This window comes from Pseudomonas sp. WS 5078 (assembly GCF_012985745.1).
GTDB lineage: Bacteria > Pseudomonadota > Gammaproteobacteria > Pseudomonadales > Pseudomonadaceae > Aquipseudomonas > Aquipseudomonas lundensis_A.
On sequence record NZ_JAAQWX010000001.1, the window covers coordinates 425,046 to 444,323 of the forward strand.

A 19,278-nucleotide genomic window follows, 5' to 3' on the forward strand; every position below is an offset into this window, starting at 1 on the left:
TAGGGAAGCGCTGATTTTTCAAGCGCCCTCCCGAAACCGTCTGTAAGCGCCAATGTAAAGGCGTTACAGGGGTTTTGGGAAGAGCCCTTTAGCCGAGCAATTCGGCCAGTAATTTGCCATAACGCTGCTGCTGACGCTTCTGCTGCAGGCGATTGGCACGGAAAATAGCCTTCAAGTCCTCCAGCGCCAGCGCAAAGTCATCATTGATAATCAGGTAGTCATAGTCGACATAGTGACTCATTTCACTCACTGCTTCGCGCATGCGGCCGTCAATGATTTCATCGCTGTCCTGCCCGCGATTATCCAGACGCTCACGCAATGCTTGCTGGCTGGGCGGCAGGATAAAAATCGAGCGTGCTTGAGGCATCAACTTGCGCACTTGTTCGGCGCCCTGCCAGTCGATTTCCAGAATCAGGTCGTGACCTTCATCCAGAGTCTGCTGCAAATGGCTTTGGGAAGTGCCATAGAGATTGCCGAACACTTCTGCGCGCTCAAGAAAGTCGCCGTGCTCGATCATTTTCACGAACTCTTCGCGCTCGACGAAGTGATAGTTCACGCCGTCCACTTCACCCGGACGCATCGCCCGCGTGGTATGCGAAACCGAGACGCGGATTTGCGGCTCAAGGTCGATCAGCGCCTTTACCAGGCTGGTTTTTCCTGCACCCGAAGGTGCAGAAACGATGTAAAGGGTGCCAGTGCTGTGGGTCATGTCAGGGGAAGCCTTACTCAATATTCTGTACTTGTTCGCGCATCTGCTCGATCAACACTTTGAGGTTGACCGCTGCTTGTGTGCTGCGGGGATCAAACGCTTTGGAGCCCAATGTATTGGCTTCACGGTTGAGCTCTTGCATCAGGAAATCGAGGCGCCGACCAGCAGCACCCCCCGACTTGAGCACGCGCCGCACTTCCAGGAGGTGAGTGCTCAAACGGTCAAGCTCTTCGGCCACGTCACTTTTTTGCGCCAGCATGACCATTTCCTGCTCAAGGCGCTGTGGGTCCATTTCAGCCTTCATGTCGGCAAAGCGATCGAGCACCTTTTGACGCTGGGTGGCCAGCATCTGAGGGACTAGCTCCCGCAAGGTCTCGACATCACTTTCGATGGTGGCCAAACGATCAGTGATGAGTCGAGCCAGCTCGGCACCTTCCCGCTCACGCCCGTTTTTAAGCTCTTGCAGACCTTGCTTGAACAAGGCCAATGCCTGTGAGTTCAACGCTTGCGGATCCGCGGCGTCAGCCACCAGAACGCCCGGCCATGCCAGCACTTCCAAAGGGTTCAACGCAGCGGGGTGCTTGATGAGGCCTGCGACGCTCTCTGCGGCCGCGACCAGTTGTGCGGCGCGTTCACGATCAATTTGCAACGGCTTGCCCGTGGTCTCCTCAGTGAAACGCAACGTGCATTCGAGCTTGCCTCGGGAAATACCCTGCCGCAGCGCTTCGCGCACAGCGCCTTCCAGGTCACGAAAAGACTCGGGCAGACGCAGATGCGGCTCCAGGTAGCGGCTGTTGACCGAGCGCAGCTCCCAACTAAGGGTGCCTTGAGTGCCAGCGCTTTCGACGCGGGCAAAGGCGGTCATGCTATGCACCATGGAGGTACCTCGCGATCCGATGAATGAAGCCAAGCGGCCATTAAGGCGGCGGATTGTAGCGCAGTGCGGGGTATGCCCCCAAATGACGTCTGTCGCAAAACTCGCGACCTCATAAGCCAGCCGGAAATTGGAAAGCCGCACGCAATGCTGATTTGCCCTGAAACGCGCCCGTTGAAAGTCTAAACAGTTGCCTCCTACAAAATGCGGGGAGGTTTTAGATGTGACCCTGCCGGTGTATGGCCTTTATAATGCTCGCCAGTTTTCCGTCCCGTACAGGTATCCCACATGAAACGTCCAAGTGGTCGCGTTGCCGATCAGCTACGTCCGATCCGCATCACCCGCAACTACACCAAACACGCAGAGGGTTCTGTACTGGTCGAGTTCGGTGACACCAAAGTCATCTGTACCGTCAGCGTCGAGAACGGCGTTCCCCGCTTCCTGAAAGGTCAGGGCCAAGGCTGGTTGACCGCAGAATACGGCATGCTGCCACGCGCCACGGGCGACCGTAACCAGCGTGAAGCCAGCCGCGGCAAACAAGGCGGTCGAACCCTGGAAATCCAGCGTTTGATCGGCCGCTCCCTGCGTGCGGCACTGGACATGTCCAAACTGGGCGATATCACTCTTTATGTCGACTGCGATGTAATTCAGGCAGACGGCGGCACCCGCACCGCTTCGATTACTGGCGCCATGGTTGCTCTGGTCGACGCGCTGAAAGTGATCAAAAAACGTGGCGGCCTGAAGGGCGGCGACCCAATCAAACAAATGATCGCTGCAGTCTCTGTTGGCATGTATCAGGGCGAGCCTGTGCTAGACCTCGACTACCCTGAAGATTCGGCAGCCGAAACCGACCTCAATGTTGTGATGACCAGCACAGGCGGCTTTATTGAAGTTCAGGGCACTGCCGAAGGCGCACCGTTCCAGCCGGACGAGCTGAACGCCATGCTGGCACTGGCCCAAAAAGGCATGACTGATATCTTCGCCTTGCAACAAGCTGCACTGGCTGACTGATTACTCTTGCTACCCTTAATCACCCGGAGAACGCCATGAGCGAGCTGGATCTATCAAAACCCGAGCCAGGCCCGAGCCGCGAAGCTCGGCAATGGGCCATGTTTTGCCACTTCTCGGCCTTCCTCGGGATGTGGTTTCCATTTGGCAGTTTGATCGGTCCGCTGATCCTGTGGCAGATGAAGCGTGAAAGCGACCCTTTCATCGACGATCAAGGCAAAGAGGCGCTGAATTTTCAGATCACGGTAGCGATCGCTTCAGCTGTTTGCTACGTACTGATGTTTATCCTCATCGGTTTCGCGCTGCTTGGGCTTGTGTTGATCGGCGCAGTGGTGCTGGTTGTAATTGCGGGCGTGAAAGCCAATGACGGGGTGATTTACCGTTATCCATTCACGTGGCGGCCCATCAAGTAAATCAGCTTACGTCTTAAGCTAGATTCACCTCACCACCACTGAAAAGCCCGTATCGAAAGATACGGGCTTTTCTTTAAGCGCTTGTCTCGCTTAGATCAATAATCACGTGAAATTAAAGCCCACGATGCACAGCTTTTCATCACCACGGATCTGGATTCGATTAGGATTAATATCTTTGGTCGATGCGTCATTGACGCCAACGACGCGCTCGCGCCCCGTCAGTTCTGTGATGTAGGCTTTAACGCTGGGCACGTATCGGGTGCCAATCAAATGCTTAATAAGTTGTAGAGCTTCATCATTGTTCATTTTTTTATCCTTTGAATGTATGAAATGTCCTCCTGGACCACGCCATTGTGTTGGGAGTACCCGCATCTAGATGCGGTACATAGTTATTGTGTTTTGCAGAACCTTCACAAATATGTAGCTTGATGTTTTGCGAAGAAACGTCTCCCAGACACAGCAAACACACACGAATTCAAACCAAAAAAAATGCCCCAGTCTTGCGACAGGAGCATTTTTTGACTGCAACAAAACACTCAGATAGTCAGCGTCCAGTCGTAGTCCACGATCAAGGGCGCGTGTTGTGAGAAACGCGGCTGACGCGGCATCCGGGCGCTGCGAACAAAACGGCGCAGGCCGGGTGTCAGCAACTGGTAGTCAAAACGCCAGCCAAGGTTAAGCATCTCAGCCTGTTCGTTATCCGGCCACCAGCTGTACTGATCGCCTTCACGACTGACTTCACGCAGGGCATCAACATAACCCATGTTGCCGACAATCTCGTCCATCCAGGCACGTTCGGGTGCCAGAAAACCGGGAGACTGCTGGCTGTCACGCCAGTTTTTAATGTCAAGTTTCTGCTGCGCCACATACAGCGAGCCGCAGTAGATGTACTCGCGACGTTTGCGACGCTGTTTATCCAGATAGCGTGCGAAATCGTCCATTAGCTTGAATTTCTGATTCAAGTCTTCATCGCCGTTCTGCCCCGAGGGAAGCAGCAAGGTCGCGATGCTGACCTTGTCGAAATCGGCTTGCAGGTAGCGCCCGTAGCGATCGGCGGTTTCGAAGCCGAGCCCAGTAATGACCGCTTTCGGCTGCAACCGCGAATACAAAGCCACACCACCTTGGGCAGGGACTTCAGCTTCGCAGGCATAAAGAAAGTAGCCATCCAGCTGGTAGGCCGGATCGTCCAATTCAAAGGCGGAGGCGCGGGTGTCCTGCAGGCAAATAACGTCGGCATTCTGAGCTTGCAGCCAACTGAGCAAACCGCGCTCGACTGCCGCCTGAATACCATTAACGTTCACACTGATGATCCGCATAAATGGCCCCAAAAATCACGTGCGTGTATGATACACGCCGTCTTACTATTTAGCTAAATCCGCGGTATTCAGGGGCTTTTTTCATGCAAGCGTATCAGCGCGATTTCATCCGTTTTGCCATCGATCGCGGCGTATTGCGCTTCGGCGAGTTCACCCTGAAGTCCGGGCGCACCAGCCCTTACTTCTTCAATGCCGGCCTGTTTAATACAGGCTCTGCGCTGGCCCAGCTGGGACGCTTCTATGCAGCTGCCATCGTAGACAGCGGTATTCCTTTCGACGTGCTGTTTGGCCCGGCCTACAAGGGTATTCCTTTGGCAGCGACCACCGCCGTAGCCCTGGCCGAGCACCATGACCGCGATGTGCCATGGTGTTTCAACCGCAAAGAAGCCAAGGCACACGGCGAAGGCGGCAGCCTGGTGGGCTCCCCGCTGGAAGGCAACGTACTGATCATCGACGACGTGATCACCGCAGGCACGGCTATCCGTGAGGTCATGCAAATCATTGGCTCGCAAGATGCCAAGGCTGCTGGTGTTCTGATCGCCCTTAACCGCCAGGAACGCGGAAATGGCGAATTGTCCGCCATTCAAGAAGTCGAGCGCGACTTCGGCATTCCTGTCGTCAGCATCGTCTCGCTTACCCAGGTTTTGCAGTTCCTGGCCGATGACGAGGAGCTCAAACAGCATTTACCGGCCGTTGAAGCCTATAGGGCGCAGTACGGAATCTAACCCCCCCGCCCATAAAAAAGGCCTCGCCCCGAAATAGCCGAGCGAGGCCTTTTTATTGAGTGCGGCTTAAACAGTCTTGCTGTTGGTAATCAGCGTACCGACACCCGTGTCGGTGAAGATTTCCAGCAAAACAGCATTCGGCACACGACCATCAACGATGTGCGCCGTGGTCACTCCGCCTTGTACCGCTTCCAGTGCGCAACGAATCTTCGGCAGCATGCCGCCATAGATCGTGCCGTCAGCGATCAGGTCATCCACCTGAGAGGTGGTCAAACCGGTCAGCACGTTGCCCTGCTTGTCCATCAAACCCGCAATGTTGGTCAGCAACATCAGTTTTTCAGCCTTCAACGCCTCCGCCACTTTACCGGCAACCAAATCCGCATTGATGTTGTAAGACTCGCCATTGGCACCCACACCAATCGGCGCGATCACCGGGATAAAATCACCATTGGTCAGCATGTGCAGCAAGTCAGTGTTGATCCCGACCACCTCACCCACGTGACCAATGTCGATGATTTCAGGCGAAGTCATTTCCGGTGTCTGACGGGTCACTGTCAGCTTTTTCGCGCGAATCAGCTCCGCGTCTTTACCGGTCAAGCCAATCGCGCTGCCGCCGTGGCGGTTGATCAAGTTCACGATGTCCTTGTTGACCTGGCCACCCAGCACCATTTCAACCACATCCATGGTTTGCGCGTCGGTCACGCGCATACCATCGATAAAGTGGCTCTCGATGGACAGTCGCTTGAGTAAATCCCCAATTTGCGGACCGCCGCCGTGAACGACGACCGGGTTAATGCCCACCGCCTTCATCAACACGATGTCACGGGCAAACCCGGTTTTCAGATCGTCGTTCTCCATTGCGTTGCCGCCGTATTTGATCACCAGCGTCTTGCCGACATAGCGGCGAATGTAGGGCAACGCTTCGGACAAAACCTTGGCGACGTTGGAGGCGGCATCACGTTCGAGGGTCATTCAGGGCTCCGGTAGGACAAGTCGATCAAAACGGTAGTTGGAGATCAGGTGCCACACGCTTGAGTTGGGCGTGGAAAACATCCTTGATACGTTGCAGTTCGGCTTCGGTATCCGCCTCAAATCGCAGCACCAGCACCGGCGTGGTGTTGGATGCGCGAACCAGGCCCCAGCCATGCGGGTAGTCGACCCGCACACCATCAATGGTGGTCAGCTCAGCGGCCTCACCCCATTGGGCATCGTGCAGGGCGCTAATGATGCTGAATTTGCTCTCATCCGTCACATCGATATTGATTTCAGGCGTAGAAATATCATTCGGGAATGCCGCAAATACCGCTTCCGCGGTTTCTTTGCGGTTGCCGAGGATCTCCAGCAGGCGCGCAGCGCTGTAAATGCCGTCATCAAAACCGTACCAGCGCTCTTTGAAAAAGATGTGCCCGCTCATTTCGCCCGCGAGCAACGCACCCGTCTCTTTCATTTTCTTTTTGATTAACGAATGACCGGTTTTCCACATCAATGGACGACCGTCATATTCTTTGATCAGGGGAATCAGGCGGCGCGTGCATTTGACATCAAATATGATCTCTGCCGCCGGGTTACGCCCCAGCACATCTTGCGCAAACAGCATCAAGAGGCGATCCGGAAAAACCATGGTTCCGGTATTGGTCACCACGCCGACTCGGTCGCCATCACCATCAAATGCCAGGCCCAGATCCGCGCCGACCTCCTTGACCTTCGCGATCAAATCCACCAGGTTTTCCGGCTTGCCAGGGTCCGGGTGATGGTTTGGGAAATGCCCATCCACTTCACAGAACAATGGGATGACTTCGCACTTCAGGGCTTCGATCAATTGTGGCGCAATCACACCCGCCGCGCCGTTACCGCAATCGACGACCACTTTCAGACGCTTTGTCAGCTTGATGTCACGGGTAATTTGCTCACTGTACTGTTTCAGAATCTCTACTTTCGCGATGCTGCCTTCGCCCCATGTCAGGTCGTTGGTCTTGAGACGCGTATGCAATGCCTGAATTTGCTCATTGGCCAGCGTGTCGCCAGCAATCACGATTTTGAACCCGTTGTAGTTCGACGGGTTATGACTCCCCGTGAGCATCACACCGGACTTGCCAGCCAACACGTTGGCTGCGTAATACAGCGCAGGCGTCGGCACCAGCCCAACGTCACTGACATGGCAGCCACTGTCAGCCACCCCTTGAATCAAACGCTCGACCAACGCTGGGCCAGAAAGACGACCATCCCGGCCGACCGACACATTGGGCTCACCTTTGGCCAGGCTTTCAGCGCCAATTGCGCGACCTATCCAGTAGGCCGTTTCAGCGGTCAACGTCTCCGGAACTACGCCACGTATGTCGTAAGCACGAAAAATGCTGTCAGGGAATGCAGGGGCGACCGAAGTTGGGCTGATCATTAGAAGGGATACTCCACTTTCATCGAATTTTGGGCATGCACCGAAGTACTCAGGCACACAAATGCCGACCCGGTGGCAGGACGTATAAACGTCAGGGCACCATACGCGGTCGAATGCAAACTGCAGGTTTGGACGACATTTTCACGGGAGAGTTCGTGAGGCCAATTGGCATCACCGCCCTTGTGGCAAAGGGCCGCCATCCGATCAGGCAAGGAATACGGGGAGTAAACGGGCGCGAATTTCATCCTGAACTACCACGCGATTAATCAAGGTCGGGCAGGGCGCCCGACCCGATGCAGCATAGTCAGAGGCTGCCTGAATGGCCAAAACCGCCCGCGCCACGCTGACTTTCGTCAAAGGTTTCAACCAACTCGAAATGCGCTTGCACCACGGGCACCAGCACCAGTTGAGCGATGCGCTCACCGACCGCGATGTTGAACGCGGTTTGACCACGGTTCCAGCACGAAACCATCAGCTCACCCTGATAGTCCGAGTCGATCAATCCCACCAGATTGCCCAACACAATCCCGTGCTTATGGCCCAGGCCAGAACGCGGCAAGATCAGTGCGGCCAGGCCCGGATCGCCGATATACACCGACAGACCGGTCGGGATCAACAGGGTTTGACCGGGCTCAAGCACGGTGTCTTCTTTGAGCATGGCGCGCAGGTCGAGACCGGCTGAGCCCGGAGTGGCGTACTGCGGCAACGGAAATTCGTTGCCAATGCGTGGATCGAGAATTTTGGCTTGTAAAGCGTGCATACGAGTTAAACCTGGTTCAGACGTTCGGCGATAAAAGTGACCAGTTGACGGGCGATCTTGCCCTTGCTGGTCTGAGCAAACACGGTGGCATGCAGTTGGCGATCAATTACGCTGCACGCATTTTCCTCGCTATTGAAGCCAATGCTGGGGTTAGCCACATCGTTGGCCACAATCAGGTCGAGGTTTTTGTCTTTCAGCTTGCGCGCGGCGTAATCAAGCAAATGTTCGGTTTCGGCAGCAAAACCGACACTAAAAGGACGATCAGGGCGCGAGGCAATAGTGGCGAGAATGTCCGGGTTACGCACCATTTGCAGCAACAGGCCGTCCCCACTTGTAGGGTCTTTCTTGAGTTTTTGCGGAGCAATCACTTCCGGGCGGTAATCCGCAACCGCAGCCGAGGCAATAAAGATGTCGCAAGGCATCGCGGCTTCGCAGGCGGCCAGCATGTCACGCGCACTGACCACGTCGATCCGGTGGACCCGATCCGGCGTCGGCAAATGCACGGGACCTGTAATCAATGTCACACGGGCACCGGCTTCCACAGCCGCTTCGGCCAGGGCAAAGCCCATTTTCCCGGAGCTGTGGTTTGTGATGTAACGCACCGGATCGATGTTTTCCTGGGTCGGCCCGGCAGTAATCAACACGTGCTTGCCTGTCAAAATCTGACGCTGGAAGCATTCGGCGGCGCAGCTCACCAAATCATCCGCCTCAAGCATGCGACCAAAACCCACATCGCCACAGGCCTGACTGCCGGAAGCCGGCCCAAACACTTTTAGGCCACGGGTTTGCAGCAGCTGAGTATTGGCCTGGGTCGCCGGGTCACGCCACATGGCCTGGTTCATCGCGGGGGCGATGGCGACCGTTGCGTCTGTGGCGAGCACCAAGGTGGTCAGCAAGTCGTTGGCGATACCTTGGGCCAAACGGGCAATCAGGTCAGCTGTGGCGGGCGCAATCAGCACCAGATCCGCCCATTTGGCCAGCTCGATATGCCCCATGGCTGCCTCGGCTGCCGGATCGAGCAGATCCAGATGAACCGGATGGCCGGACAAGGCTTGCATGGTCAGCGGGGTGATGAACTCACTGCCACCACGGGTCATCACTACCCGTACTTCAGCGCCCTGATCCAGCAGACGGCGAACCAGCTCTGCACTTTTGTAAGCAGCAATGCCGCCGCCGACGCCCAAAACAATGCGTTTTCGATACAGCCGCTGCATAGGCCTGCCTTTTTAGTTCGATGATGACTGCGCGGAAAATGGCCAAATGCCACGCAAAAATGATGGGCTAAGATAACACAGCGCCTGCTATGGAACAGCGGCGCCCACTGACATGGAGGTGTTATGAGCATTAGAGATTGGCCCGCAGCAGAGCGTCCGCGGGAGAAACTTTTAGAACAGGGATCAGCTAGCCTTTCAGATGCCGAATTACTTGCCATTTTCCTGCGCACGGGCGTTTCGGGCAAAAGTGCGGTGGATCTTGCACGTCACTTGTTGGCTGAATTCGGCAGCCTGCGAGCATTGCTGGAAGCTGACCTGGGGTCGTTCTGCCGTCAACTTGGGCTAGGCCCCGCCAAGTTCAGCCAACTGCAGGCGGTGCTGGAAATGGGCCGTCGCCATTTGGCCGAACGCTTGCGCCGTGACTCCGCGTTGGAGAGCCCGCAAGCCGTGCGCGATTACTTGAAATCGCTGCTGCGTCACGAGCACCACGAAGTGTTCGGCTGCCTGTTTATGGACTCCAAACACCGTATGTTGGCGTTTGAAGTATTGTTCAGAGGCTCAATCGACAGCGCCAGCGTGTACCCGCGGCAAGTCGTGAAGCGCGCACTGGCGCATAACGCTGCAGCCGTGATTTTTTGTCACAACCACCCTTCAGGGGTGCCCGAGCCCAGCGAAGCCGACCGAACGCTGACCCAGCGCCTGACAGAGGCGCTGGACCTGATTGAAGTGCGCGTGCTTGACCATTTCATTGTCGGCGAAGGCGAGCCGCTGTCCATGGTCGAATATGGCTGGATGTGAGGCCTAAGGCTTTAGGCTCACTGTCGAAAAATCCTGACGGCCAAATGGACTTACCTCATAACCCTGTACGTCTTTACGCGTAAGTGCGTAGGCCGTTGGATGTGCCAGCGGCAGCCACAATGCTTGCTGCTGAATCTGCGCTTGAGCCTTCTGATACAGCGCACTGCGCTTGTCCTGATCGCTCAGGCGTTTGCCCTCACTGATCAAACTGTCCAGCGTCTTGTCGCAGTAGCGCGCAAAGTTGGTTCCGGACTGCACAGCAGCGCAGGAAAACTGGGGCGTCAGGAAGTTGTCCGGGTCACCGTTGTCACCCGCCCAGCCCATGAACAGCAAATCGTGCTCGCCTGCTTTCGCGCGGCGAATCAGCTCGCCCCATTCGATCACCCGAATATCAGCCTTAATCCCGACTTTCGCCAGATCCGCTTGCAACAACTGCGCTCCAAGGCTTGGATTGGGGTTCAACACGCTACCTGTCGGACGTGTCCAGATCGTTGTACTGAAGCCGTCCTTGAGCCCGGCCTTGGCTAATAACGCCTTAGCTTTTTGCGGGTCGTGGGGATACTCCGGCAAATCCTTGGCGTAGCTCCAGGTGGTTGCCGGGTAAACACCCTTGGCCGCTTGCCCGCTGTTTTCAAACACCGCGTTCAAGTAAGTGTCCCTGTCAAAAGCCAGATTGATCGCCTGCCGCACTTCGGGTTTATCCAGCGGAGGATGCTGGCTGTTAATCGCCACGAAAGCCGTCATGAATGCAGGTGTTTGCGCAACTTTCAACGAGGGATCTTTGGCTGCGGCTTCAACATCCAGCGGTTTGGGCGAGAGCGCGATCTGGCACTCATTGCGCCGCAGCTTCTGCAACCTGACGTTGGCATCTGGCGTAATGGCGAAGATCAGCCCGTCAACCTTCGGCTTGCCAGAGAAATAATCAGGATTGGCCTTATAGCGAACCACGGCATCCTTTTGGAAGCGCGAGAACACAAAGGGTCCGGTGCCGATCGGCTGACTGTTCATCCGTTCAGGCGTGCCGGCCTTGAGCAGTTTGTCGGCATATTCGGCCGAATAGATGGAAGCAAAGCCCATGCTCAAGGCAGGCAGGAAGGTTGAGTCCGGATGGGAGAGGGTGAAGCGAACCGTTTGCGGGTCCGGCGTCTCGATGCTTTTAATCAGTGCAGGCAGTTGCAAAGACTGCGCGTGAGGGAAGCCGCTTTGCGCAACCTTGTGCCAAGGGTTGGCCGGATCAAGCATGCGCTCAAAACTGAAACGCACATCCTCGGCATTCAAGTCGCGCGAAGGGGTGAAGTAGGGGGTTTTGTGAAACTTGACGCCCGGACGCAATTTAAAGTCGTACACAAGGCCGTCAGCGGACACTGACCAGCTTTGCGCAAGGCTGGGCACTAACTTCCCGGCCTGCGCGTCAAAATCCACCAGACGGTTCATCAGCACGTCCGCGGAGGCATTGGTGGTGCTGAGCGAGTTGTATTGCACGACATCGAACCCTTCCGGGCTGGCCTCAGTGCACACGCTCAACGTGGCGGCGTGCGCCAGCGGCGTCAGACAAAACGTTAACAATAAGGGGGCAGCAGCGAGGCGCATGGCGGGATTTCCTTGGCAAGTCGTTGGCCCATCTGCAGGTGCAGTCTGGAAAAGACCTACCCTAGTGATCTATAGAGAAAATGACTACTTTTTAGCGCGACTCGTTCCCATGTGACGGTTCATTGATGCAGGGGAAATGGCCAATCACTGTGTTTTAAGTACTTGCCATGGAGATTGTGCTGCAGCTCGACACGCCGCTTGAACGCAAACAGCTGCGATCCTGACCTGAAACCTTTCATCCAGCGACGAGCGGTAAGGGCCCACAGGGCATAGGCTTTAGCGCGGATTGTCGATAGAATGCCGCCTTTATCAATCAATGCAAATCACACTGCATGTTGTTGCTCAATAGTCTTTCTGGTATAAAGCAGCGCTCTTTTCTAGGGGCCCGGTTCCTTCGTTTGTAGGCGTAACCGGTAAGACCCTTAAAGAAACGCGGCGCCTAGCGCCAAATGACTGAGAGATTAAGCGGCCAACCCATGCCGGGTTGGGCATGTGGTTTTAGAGGGCTGAGGCATGTCGAGAGTCTGTCAAGTTACCGGTAAGGGTCCGGTGACTGGGAATAACATTTCCCACGCAAATAACAAAACCCGTCGTCGTTTCCTGCCGAACCTGCAGCATCACCGCTTCTGGGTTGAAGAAGAGAAACGTTTCGTGCGTCTGCGCGTATCTGCCAAAGGCATGCGTATCATCGACAAGCGTGGCATTACTGTCGTGCTGGCCGAAATCCGCCGTGCTGGCAAGATCTAAAGGAGCTAATCATGCGTGAATTGATCCGTTTGGTGTCGAGCGCTGGTACAGGCCATTTCTACACCACTGATAAGAACAAGCGCACCACTCCGGACAAAATCGAAATCAAAAAATTCGATCCGCGGGTTCGCAAGCACGTGATCTACAAAGAAGCCAAAATCAAGTAATTGATTTTTCTTCTTTACGAAAAAGGCCCGCATCTCACGATGCGGGCCTTTTTTGTTGCTTACGCCACAGCAAACCTCAGCAGGCGAATGATGCAGCGGTCAGCACCCAACAGAACCTGATGTAAAAAATTTTATCCCGAAAACGGAAATTTCTGTCCCGCTTCAAGCACTTTTAATGTGAACGAACCCGCTGTCCCCGCCCCGCTTTCATTCAGTAAAGGGTAACCCTCGTCGTCCACCACTTTAACCTGGCGCCCGTAAGGGCTGGTCAACTGCACATGTTCAACAACTTGGCCAATGCGCAAAACATCCGTACCCATGTTATCCAGTTGAAACAACAACTTATTCAAATACCTATCAGCGCGAATATAGTCGGGATGGACGTCGTACAACCCCAAAAAGCTGTTTTTACTAATATCGACATGGTGCCCATTGAAACGGTGATTACGTGCGTCAGGTTGTTCGAGGTGGCGTGTAAAAGCCGCGATACGGTAAAGGTGCCGGCCATCCTCAAAGACATAACAACCAAACCAAAAACTTAACTCCACCAAGTAACGGTCCCAGACCATGCCATTACTTAAGCGCTTTGTATAGTTATCTTTACCCGCAAACAACCAGCCGTCGTTATTTTTAAAAACGGTCTCATTGTTCATGGTGGCAGCGACTTTATACAGCGTCTGATCTTTACCTTTCCAGTAAATATCTGCACAAAAGCTTTTTTCCAACTTCAGAGCGCTTTTCATAGGCCACCCTCAACCACACATATAACCTTGAATAATGTTGTTTTGGTTGACGATGATGCGCAGTCGATCAGCGTTGTACTCCTTCGTGTAACCTTCGCCGGGCCTTTCAACACGAACAACCGTCGCGCCGGAACGCTGGCGCATGATTTCTACAAACTCGGGGGTTGCCGCATGCAAGATCTTGGGCAGGGCGAAGTCCAGGCTGCATTTTCCTGGCTCACTCTCAGAAGCCGCTGCCTGAACGCTTCCAGCACCCAAGACGAGCAAACACGCAATGGCTGTTTTTTTCATATTAAATAATGTGTTCATTTCACTTCCTTGCAAAATTCAACGCAAACTTTCAACCCTGTTAAACGTTTACCAACGCCCATTACCCGCAGCGGAAGTAACTCACTTTATTATCCGCGCCTACACCGATTCTCAGGCGATTCTCATTGAACTCTGTGGTATAGGCTACGCCCTCGCGCTCGACGCGAATTTCCTTCGCTTCAAAGATGTTGCGCAATACTTCGAAAATTACAGGCGAGGCATCAAAGGGCATAACCGTATTGTATGCAATATCAGTCCTGCACTTTCCACCTTCCGTTGCCATGGCCGGTGCCGACGCAAATACCGACGCAATAATGGCAGCCAGTGCAGTGTTTTTTGTAACGCTTAAAGTAGTCATGTTATTTCCCTATTTAGATAAGTGACGGGCGAATTCAGCCCTTATGCAGGTGTATATAATCGGTCTCTGCATACATCAAAGTCTGGATCTATTTTTCAATAGGGCAGGCATTCAGCTGTAACTGAACTTGTACCGCCTACACATTCAATGCAACACAAAAAAGCCCTGCCATTATCAATGGCAGGGCTTTGTGCAACGCTCTAGTTCGTGCTGTTCAGCGCTTGTTCTCGAACACAACGTACACTTTCCTACACGCCTCAAGCACTTCCCACGTCCCCTGAAAACCGGCCGGGATGACAAAGCGGTCGCCTGCTCTCAGGGTTTTGGCATTACCTTCCCCGTCACGTAAAACTGAAACGCCCTGCAAAATTTCACAGTATTCATGCTCAGTGTATTTAACCTTCCACTGGCCCACGTCCCCTTCCCACACACCGGCGTTCATTTGCCCGCATGGGCTGTCGTAATGGTTATGGATCACTTGCTCCGGGTCGCCTTTGAGCACCTTCTCCGGTGCTGGCCGAAAGCGTACGGCCTCGGTGTTGGCGGTATTGAAATCGACGATCGTTTCGATGCTCATTGGTCTTGTCCCCCCGAAATTGCGGTGTGTGTGGCCATAAAGGCCAAAGTCTATGTTTATTAAAACGAACAAGCCATGCCGTTTACGACACGCGTGTCAAATATATTGAAAGTCTCACAGCCACTGGTTTAGGGTGGCGCATGTCTTGTGCCGAACACATTGGTGGATTGGACAGCATTCCTGACGTGCCACGTGAAAAACCGTGGTGCATGTATATCAATAAGAGGAGGACACTCGAATGACCACCCTGACGCGTGCTGATTGGGAACAACGGGCCCAGCAGCTGAAAATCGAAGGTCGCGCCTACATCAACGGTGAATACACCGCCGCGGTCTCCAATGAAACGTTCGAGTGCCTCAGCCCGGTCGATGGCCGTTTGCTGGGCAAGGTTGCCAGCTGCGATGCCGCGGATGCTCAACGCGCCGTTGAAAACGCGCGCAACACCTTCAACTCGGGCGTGTGGTCGCGCATGGCACCGGCCAAGCGCAAAGCCACCATGATCCGTTTCGCGGGCCTGCTCAAGCAAAACGCTGAAGAGCTGGCCCTGCTTGAAACCCTCGATATGGGCAAGCCGATCAGTGACTCTCTGGGTATTGACGTCCCCGGCGCCGCCAACGCGCTGAGCTGGAGCGGCGAAGCCATCGACAAGATTTACGACGAAGTGGCCGCTACCCCGCATAACCAACTGGGCCTGGTGACACGCGAACCGGTCGGTGTTGTCGCCGCCATCGTGCCGTGGAACTTCCCCCTGATGATGGCCTGCTGGAAACTCGGGCCTGCGTTGTCCACGGGCAACTCCGTCATCCTCAAGCCCTCTGAAAAATCGCCGCTGACCGCTATCCGCATCGCAGCACTGGCCGTCGAAGCAGGCATTCCGGCTGGCGTATTCAACGTCTTGCCGGGTTACGGCCACACTGTTGGCAAGGCGCTGGCACTGCACATGGACGTCGACACCCTGGTGTTCACGGGTTCCACCAAAATTGCCAAGCAACTGATGGTGTACGCTGGCGAGTCCAACATGAAGCGCGTCTGGCTCGAAGCAGGCGGTAAAAGCCCGAACATCGTGTTCGCCGACGCACCTGATCTGCAAGCGGCGGCCGAGTCGGCGGCCAGCGCCATCGCCTTTAACCAGGGCGAAGTCTGCACAGCGGGCTCGCGCCTGTTGGTCGAGCGCTCGATCAAGGACACCTTCCTGCCGCTGGTGATCGAAGCCCTCAAAAGCTGGAAACCGGGCAACCCGCTGGACCCGGCCACCACCGTCGGCGCACTGGTCGACACACAACAGATGAACACGGTGTTGTCGTACATCAAATCGGGTCACACCGAAGGCGCCAAACTGGTCGCCGGGGGCAACCAGATCCTTCAGGAGACGGGCGGGACTTATGTCGAGCCAACCATCTTCGACGGCGTGAGCAACGCGATGAAAATCGCCCAGGAAGAAATTTTCGGCCCGGTGTTGTCGGTCATTACCTTCGACACCGCCGAAGAAGCCATACAGATAGCCAACGACACGCCTTACGGCTTGGCGGCAGCGGTCTGGACGGCGGACATTTCCAAAGCTCACTTGACCGCCAAAGCGCTGCGCGCCGGCAGTGTCTGGGTTAACCAATACGACGGCGGCGACATGACAGCACCGTTTGGTGGCTTCAAACAGTCGGGCAACGGCCGCGATAAATCGCTGCACGCGTTCGACAAGTACACCGAGCTGAAATCCACCTGGATCAAGCTGTAACACCCGGCCTTCGCCGTCGCAACACCCCTGTGGGAGCGAGCGTGTCTCGCGATGACCATGCCCTAAGGCATACCCATCGCAGACTTGCCCGCTCCCACAGTTGCTTGAACACCCAGAAACCACGTGATCCACAGGAGCACACCCATGCGTTGGGCGACATATTTTGCGGTGCTGGCTTCGGTTCTTAGCGTCGGCCTAGCGCTGGGTGTCAGCATGCCGCTGGTGTCGTTGCGCCTCGAAAACTGGGGCTACGGCGGATTTGCCATCGGCGTGATGGCAGCCATGCCTGCCATTGGCGTACTGGTCGGCGCCAGCATTGCCAGCAAGCTCGCAGCGCGCTTGGGCACACCAGGGCTGATGCGCTTGTGCCTGTGGTGCGGCGCACTGTCCATCGGGTTACTGGCCTTGCTGCCCAGTTATCCCGTGTGGCTGGTGTTGAGGCTGTTGATCGGGGTCGTACTCACCATGATCTTCATTCTGGGCGAAAGCTGGATCAACCAGTTGGTGACCGAGCAATGGCGGGGCCGCCTGGTCGCCCTGTATGGCTGCGCGTATGCCTTGAGCCAATTGTCCGGGCCGCTGCTCTTGGGGGTGGTGGGGTCTGAAAACGATTACGGCTTTGGGATCGGCGTAGCATTGCTGACCCTTGCACCGTTGCTGCTGATGGGCCGCGATGGCGCACCCGTGACGCAATCCTGCAGCGTGACCTTCACCGATCTACTCGAATTTTGTCGCGGTTTGCCTGCCATTGCGTGGGCTGTCGCGCTGTTTGCAGCATTTGAGGCGATGATTCTGACGCTGCTGCCGGTGTATTGCCTGCGCCAAGGGTTCACGACCGACATTGCGCTGGCAATGGTCAGCACCGTGGTTGTCGGGGATGCCTTGCTGCAACTGCCCATTGGCGCCTTGGCCGACAAAGTGTCGCGCCGCTCATTGTTCACGGCATGCGCCGCGCTGCTGATGCTGTCCAGCCTTGCAGTGCCGTTACTGATCGATACCTTGATGATCTGGCCGGTGTGGGTGATTTTCGGCGCCAGCGCCGGGGGGTTGTTCACGTTGTCACTGATACTGATCGGCGAACGTTACCGTGACGATGCGCTGGTGCGCGCCAATGCACACGTCGCTCAACTGTGGGGCATCGGCTGCCTGATCGGCCCGCTGGCGGCAGGGGCGGGCAGCCAATGGGTCAGTGGTCATGCGTTGCCTTTATTCATGGCCGCCGGGGCGTTCGGGCTGGTGATTCTGGTGTTGCGCCAAGGTGCGTTTGGCGCCGAACAGTCGGCAGCCTAGAGCATCTTCTCCAGCCCCACACTTTTGCTGAACCAGGCATTGAGCCGACGCCACCAGTTGCCCGGCTCACGTTTCAAGGTGTGCAATTGCCCGTTGTCCTCGGTCTGCCAGACGATGTTGCCGTTCTCTAGGACCGGCTGATAACTCAACGCTGGCGACATCCCTTGCAACGCCAGCTTGCGGGCCTCGGCCGCCAACTCAGGGCTGTCGACCAACACACCCACTTCGGTGTTCCACAACCCGGAACGCGGGTCGAAATTGAATGAGCCGATAAAGGACTTTTGCTGATCGAAAATCATCGCCTTGCTGTGCAGGCTCGAATCGGTGCTCAGGCTGGTCTTGAACAAATGCGGCCCGCTGCCACCAGTACTGCCCGGCTGACGACGCAACTCATAGAGCTTGACCCCATGCTCCAGCAGCGCTTTGCGATACGGGGCATAACCGCCATGCACCGCCGGGACGTCAGTGGCTTCCAGCGAGTTGGTCAATAAACGTACATCGACACCGGCGTCGGAACGACCGGTCAGGTAAACCAGGCCGGTTTCTCCCGGCACAAAATAGGCCGAAATCAGGATCAGCTCCTGGTTTACGCCCGCCAGATCCGGCGCCAATTGCGTCGTCAACAATAAGTGTGGGTCGGGTTCATCCTTGGCCAGCACTTTGCTCGGCGCATCCCACAAGGCCTGGTTCCAGGCCCAGATCAGCTCTTTGCGCCAGACCGCCAGCTGCGGGTTGGTTTTGTACGACGCCAGTTGCTGATAGAGCGCCGGGTTGCGCCGTTGCGCCTGGCTGAGTGACGCCTCCAGAGCTTTTCTAGCTTTGGACAGCTCTCGCCTGGACAGGCGCGACGGGACAAAGTCCCCGATGGGCTGGCTCAGCGCGCTGTTCCAGTACTGGTCGAAACTGTGCCCGAGCTGCTCAGCGACCGGCCCGACGCTCAACAAATCAATATCGGTGAAATTCAGGTCGGGCTGGGCATCGAAATACTCATCGCCCAGATTTCGTCCGCCCACAATGGCCACACTGTTGTCGGCCAACCACAGCTTGTTGTGCATGCGACGGTGCTGACGCGACAGGTTGAACAGCCGCCCCATGGCTCGCGTCACGCCAGTGCTACGCCCAAGTTGCAAAGGATTAAACAGCCGGATCTGCACATTGGGATGCGCAGCGAGCGTCGCCAGCAATTCGTCGAGCCCGTCGCTGGCCGTGTCATCAAGCAGAAGTCGCACGCGCACGCCGCGATCGGCCGCCTTCAACAACTCATCGACCAGCATCCGCGTACTCAAACCGTCATGCACGATGTAGTACTGCAAGTCGAGGCTGGTTTGCGCATTGCGAATTAACTCGGCGCGCGCGCGAAACGCTTCGCCGCTGTTGGGCAGCAGGCGAAAACCCGAGCGCCCCTGATAGGGCGCGGCCTGTTGCTCAATGGAACGCCCGAAGGACGACTCTGCTGCAGGGATGGCCTGACTCGGCGCGCGGTGCACGTCCAACGTGGCGCAGCCTCCCAGCAAGACGCTCAGCAAAACTGCGCACAGTGATTTCAACGGGCT

Annotated in this window: 21 protein-coding genes and 1 pseudogene; 8 read left to right on the top strand and 14 right to left on the bottom strand. The window is 55.9% G+C overall.

Annotated features, from left to right (window positions below; genetic code table 11):
- Positions 1-88: 88 nt before the first annotated feature.
- Together gmk and HBN68_RS02000 are read right to left on the bottom strand one after the other, a co-directional pair.
- Positions 89-709: a guanylate kinase gene (gene gmk / locus HBN68_RS01995; RefSeq protein ID WP_047278749.1), complete on the bottom strand. Its 621-nt coding sequence runs from the start codon at positions 707-709 to the stop codon at positions 89-91.
- 13 nt (positions 710-722) lie between these two features.
- Entirely contained in the window at positions 723-1,586 is an 864-nt protein-coding gene (locus HBN68_RS02000; RefSeq protein WP_169962362.1) for a YicC/YloC family endoribonuclease, read from the bottom strand.
- Positions 1,587-1,871: 285 nt separating this feature from the next.
- Between HBN68_RS02000 and rph the strand changes: the two genes are divergently transcribed.
- Both rph and HBN68_RS02010 read left to right on the top strand, forming a co-directional pair.
- Positions 1,872-2,594 (top strand): ribonuclease PH, encoded by a 723-nt coding sequence (gene rph / locus HBN68_RS02005; RefSeq protein ID WP_094991809.1) that lies wholly within the window; start codon positions 1,872-1,874, stop codon positions 2,592-2,594.
- 35 nt (positions 2,595-2,629) lie between these two features.
- Positions 2,630-3,004 carry a DUF4870 domain-containing protein gene (locus HBN68_RS02010; RefSeq protein WP_094991810.1) on the top strand — a complete coding sequence of 125 codons (375 nt, stop codon included), beginning with the start codon at positions 2,630-2,632 and terminating at the stop codon, positions 3,002-3,004.
- A 102-nt stretch (positions 3,005-3,106) separates the two neighbouring features.
- On the opposite strand, the gene HBN68_RS02015 is transcribed toward HBN68_RS02010, so the two are convergent.
- Together HBN68_RS02015 and HBN68_RS02020 are read right to left on the bottom strand one after the other, a co-directional pair.
- Entirely contained in the window at positions 3,107-3,310 is a 204-nt protein-coding gene (locus HBN68_RS02015; RefSeq protein WP_169962364.1) for a hypothetical protein, read from the bottom strand.
- A gap of 230 nt (positions 3,311-3,540) precedes the next feature.
- Positions 3,541-4,320: an exodeoxyribonuclease III gene (locus tag HBN68_RS02020; protein ID WP_094991812.1), complete on the bottom strand. Its 780-nt coding sequence runs from the start codon at positions 4,318-4,320 to the stop codon at positions 3,541-3,543.
- An 83-nt stretch (positions 4,321-4,403) separates the two neighbouring features.
- Here HBN68_RS02020 and pyrE point away from each other — a divergent pair, with 83 nt between their 5' ends.
- Positions 4,404-5,045 carry an orotate phosphoribosyltransferase gene (gene pyrE, locus HBN68_RS02025; protein WP_094991813.1) on the top strand — a complete coding sequence of 214 codons (642 nt, stop codon included), beginning with the start codon at positions 4,404-4,406 and terminating at the stop codon, positions 5,043-5,045.
- 66 nt (positions 5,046-5,111) lie between these two features.
- Here pyrE and argB read toward each other — a convergent pair whose 3' ends face one another.
- From argB to coaBC, 4 genes and pseudogenes are all read right to left on the bottom strand, one after another.
- Entirely contained in the window at positions 5,112-6,017 is a 906-nt protein-coding gene (gene argB, locus HBN68_RS02030) for an acetylglutamate kinase (protein WP_047278764.1), read from the bottom strand.
- Between the two features lie 25 nt (positions 6,018-6,042).
- Positions 6,043-7,401: pseudogene (locus HBN68_RS02035) on the bottom strand (phosphomannomutase/phosphoglucomutase); the annotation flags it as partial.
- Between the two features lie 343 nt (positions 7,402-7,744).
- A complete protein-coding gene (gene dut / locus HBN68_RS02040) occupies positions 7,745-8,200 on the bottom strand; it encodes a dUTP diphosphatase (protein WP_047278770.1) in 456 nt (151 codons plus the stop codon).
- A gap of 5 nt (positions 8,201-8,205) precedes the next feature.
- A complete protein-coding gene (gene coaBC / locus HBN68_RS02045; protein ID WP_094991816.1) occupies positions 8,206-9,414 on the bottom strand; it encodes a bifunctional phosphopantothenoylcysteine decarboxylase/phosphopantothenate--cysteine ligase CoaBC in 1,209 nt (402 codons plus the stop codon).
- 123 nt (positions 9,415-9,537) lie between these two features.
- Between coaBC and radC the strand changes: the two genes are divergently transcribed.
- On the top strand, positions 9,538-10,212 hold the full coding sequence (gene radC / locus HBN68_RS02050) for a DNA repair protein RadC (RefSeq protein WP_094991817.1): 675 nt from the start codon (positions 9,538-9,540) through the stop codon (positions 10,210-10,212).
- A 3-nt stretch (positions 10,213-10,215) separates the two neighbouring features.
- On the opposite strand, the gene HBN68_RS02055 is transcribed toward radC, so the two are convergent.
- Positions 10,216-11,802, bottom strand: a complete 1,587-nt coding sequence (locus HBN68_RS02055) for an ABC transporter substrate-binding protein (protein ID WP_169962368.1) — start codon at positions 11,800-11,802, stop codon at positions 10,216-10,218.
- 513 nt (positions 11,803-12,315) lie between these two features.
- Between HBN68_RS02055 and rpmB the strand changes: the two genes are divergently transcribed.
- Both rpmB and rpmG read left to right on the top strand, forming a co-directional pair.
- On the top strand, positions 12,316-12,549 hold the full coding sequence (gene rpmB / locus HBN68_RS02060) for a 50S ribosomal protein L28 (protein ID WP_019410280.1): 234 nt from the start codon (positions 12,316-12,318) through the stop codon (positions 12,547-12,549).
- An 11-nt stretch (positions 12,550-12,560) separates the two neighbouring features.
- Positions 12,561-12,716 (top strand): 50S ribosomal protein L33, encoded by a 156-nt coding sequence (gene rpmG, locus HBN68_RS02065; protein WP_003437824.1) that lies wholly within the window; start codon positions 12,561-12,563, stop codon positions 12,714-12,716.
- Positions 12,717-12,847: 131 nt separating this feature from the next.
- Here the strand turns inward: rpmG and HBN68_RS02070 are convergent, their stop codons facing one another.
- From HBN68_RS02070 to HBN68_RS02085, 4 genes are all read right to left on the bottom strand, one after another.
- Complete coding sequence (locus HBN68_RS02070; protein ID WP_169962370.1) at positions 12,848-13,459, bottom strand: hypothetical protein; 612 nt, start codon at positions 13,457-13,459, stop codon at positions 12,848-12,850.
- 9 nt (positions 13,460-13,468) lie between these two features.
- Positions 13,469-13,768 carry an I78 family peptidase inhibitor gene (locus HBN68_RS02075; RefSeq protein WP_094991820.1) on the bottom strand — a complete coding sequence of 100 codons (300 nt, stop codon included), beginning with the start codon at positions 13,766-13,768 and terminating at the stop codon, positions 13,469-13,471.
- A gap of 61 nt (positions 13,769-13,829) precedes the next feature.
- Positions 13,830-14,126: a hypothetical protein gene (locus HBN68_RS02080; protein ID WP_094991821.1), complete on the bottom strand. Its 297-nt coding sequence runs from the start codon at positions 14,124-14,126 to the stop codon at positions 13,830-13,832.
- Between the two features lie 214 nt (positions 14,127-14,340).
- Entirely contained in the window at positions 14,341-14,703 is a 363-nt protein-coding gene (locus tag HBN68_RS02085; RefSeq protein WP_169962372.1) for a cupin domain-containing protein, read from the bottom strand.
- A 238-nt stretch (positions 14,704-14,941) separates the two neighbouring features.
- On the opposite strand from HBN68_RS02085, the gene HBN68_RS02090 reads away from it, so the two are divergent.
- Positions 14,942-16,435: an aldehyde dehydrogenase gene (locus HBN68_RS02090; RefSeq protein WP_094991823.1), complete on the top strand. Its 1,494-nt coding sequence runs from the start codon at positions 14,942-14,944 to the stop codon at positions 16,433-16,435.
- A gap of 144 nt (positions 16,436-16,579) precedes the next feature.
- Positions 16,580-17,725 carry an MFS transporter gene (locus HBN68_RS02095; protein WP_169962374.1) on the top strand — a complete coding sequence of 382 codons (1,146 nt, stop codon included), beginning with the start codon at positions 16,580-16,582 and terminating at the stop codon, positions 17,723-17,725.
- Here the strand turns inward: HBN68_RS02095 and HBN68_RS02100 are convergent.
- Positions 17,722-19,272: a phospholipase D family protein gene (locus HBN68_RS02100; RefSeq protein ID WP_178088393.1), complete on the bottom strand. Its 1,551-nt coding sequence runs from the start codon at positions 19,270-19,272 to the stop codon at positions 17,722-17,724. The two genes, HBN68_RS02095 and HBN68_RS02100, sit on opposite strands and share 4 nt — an antisense overlap.
- Between the last annotated feature and the right edge of the window lie 6 nt (positions 19,273-19,278).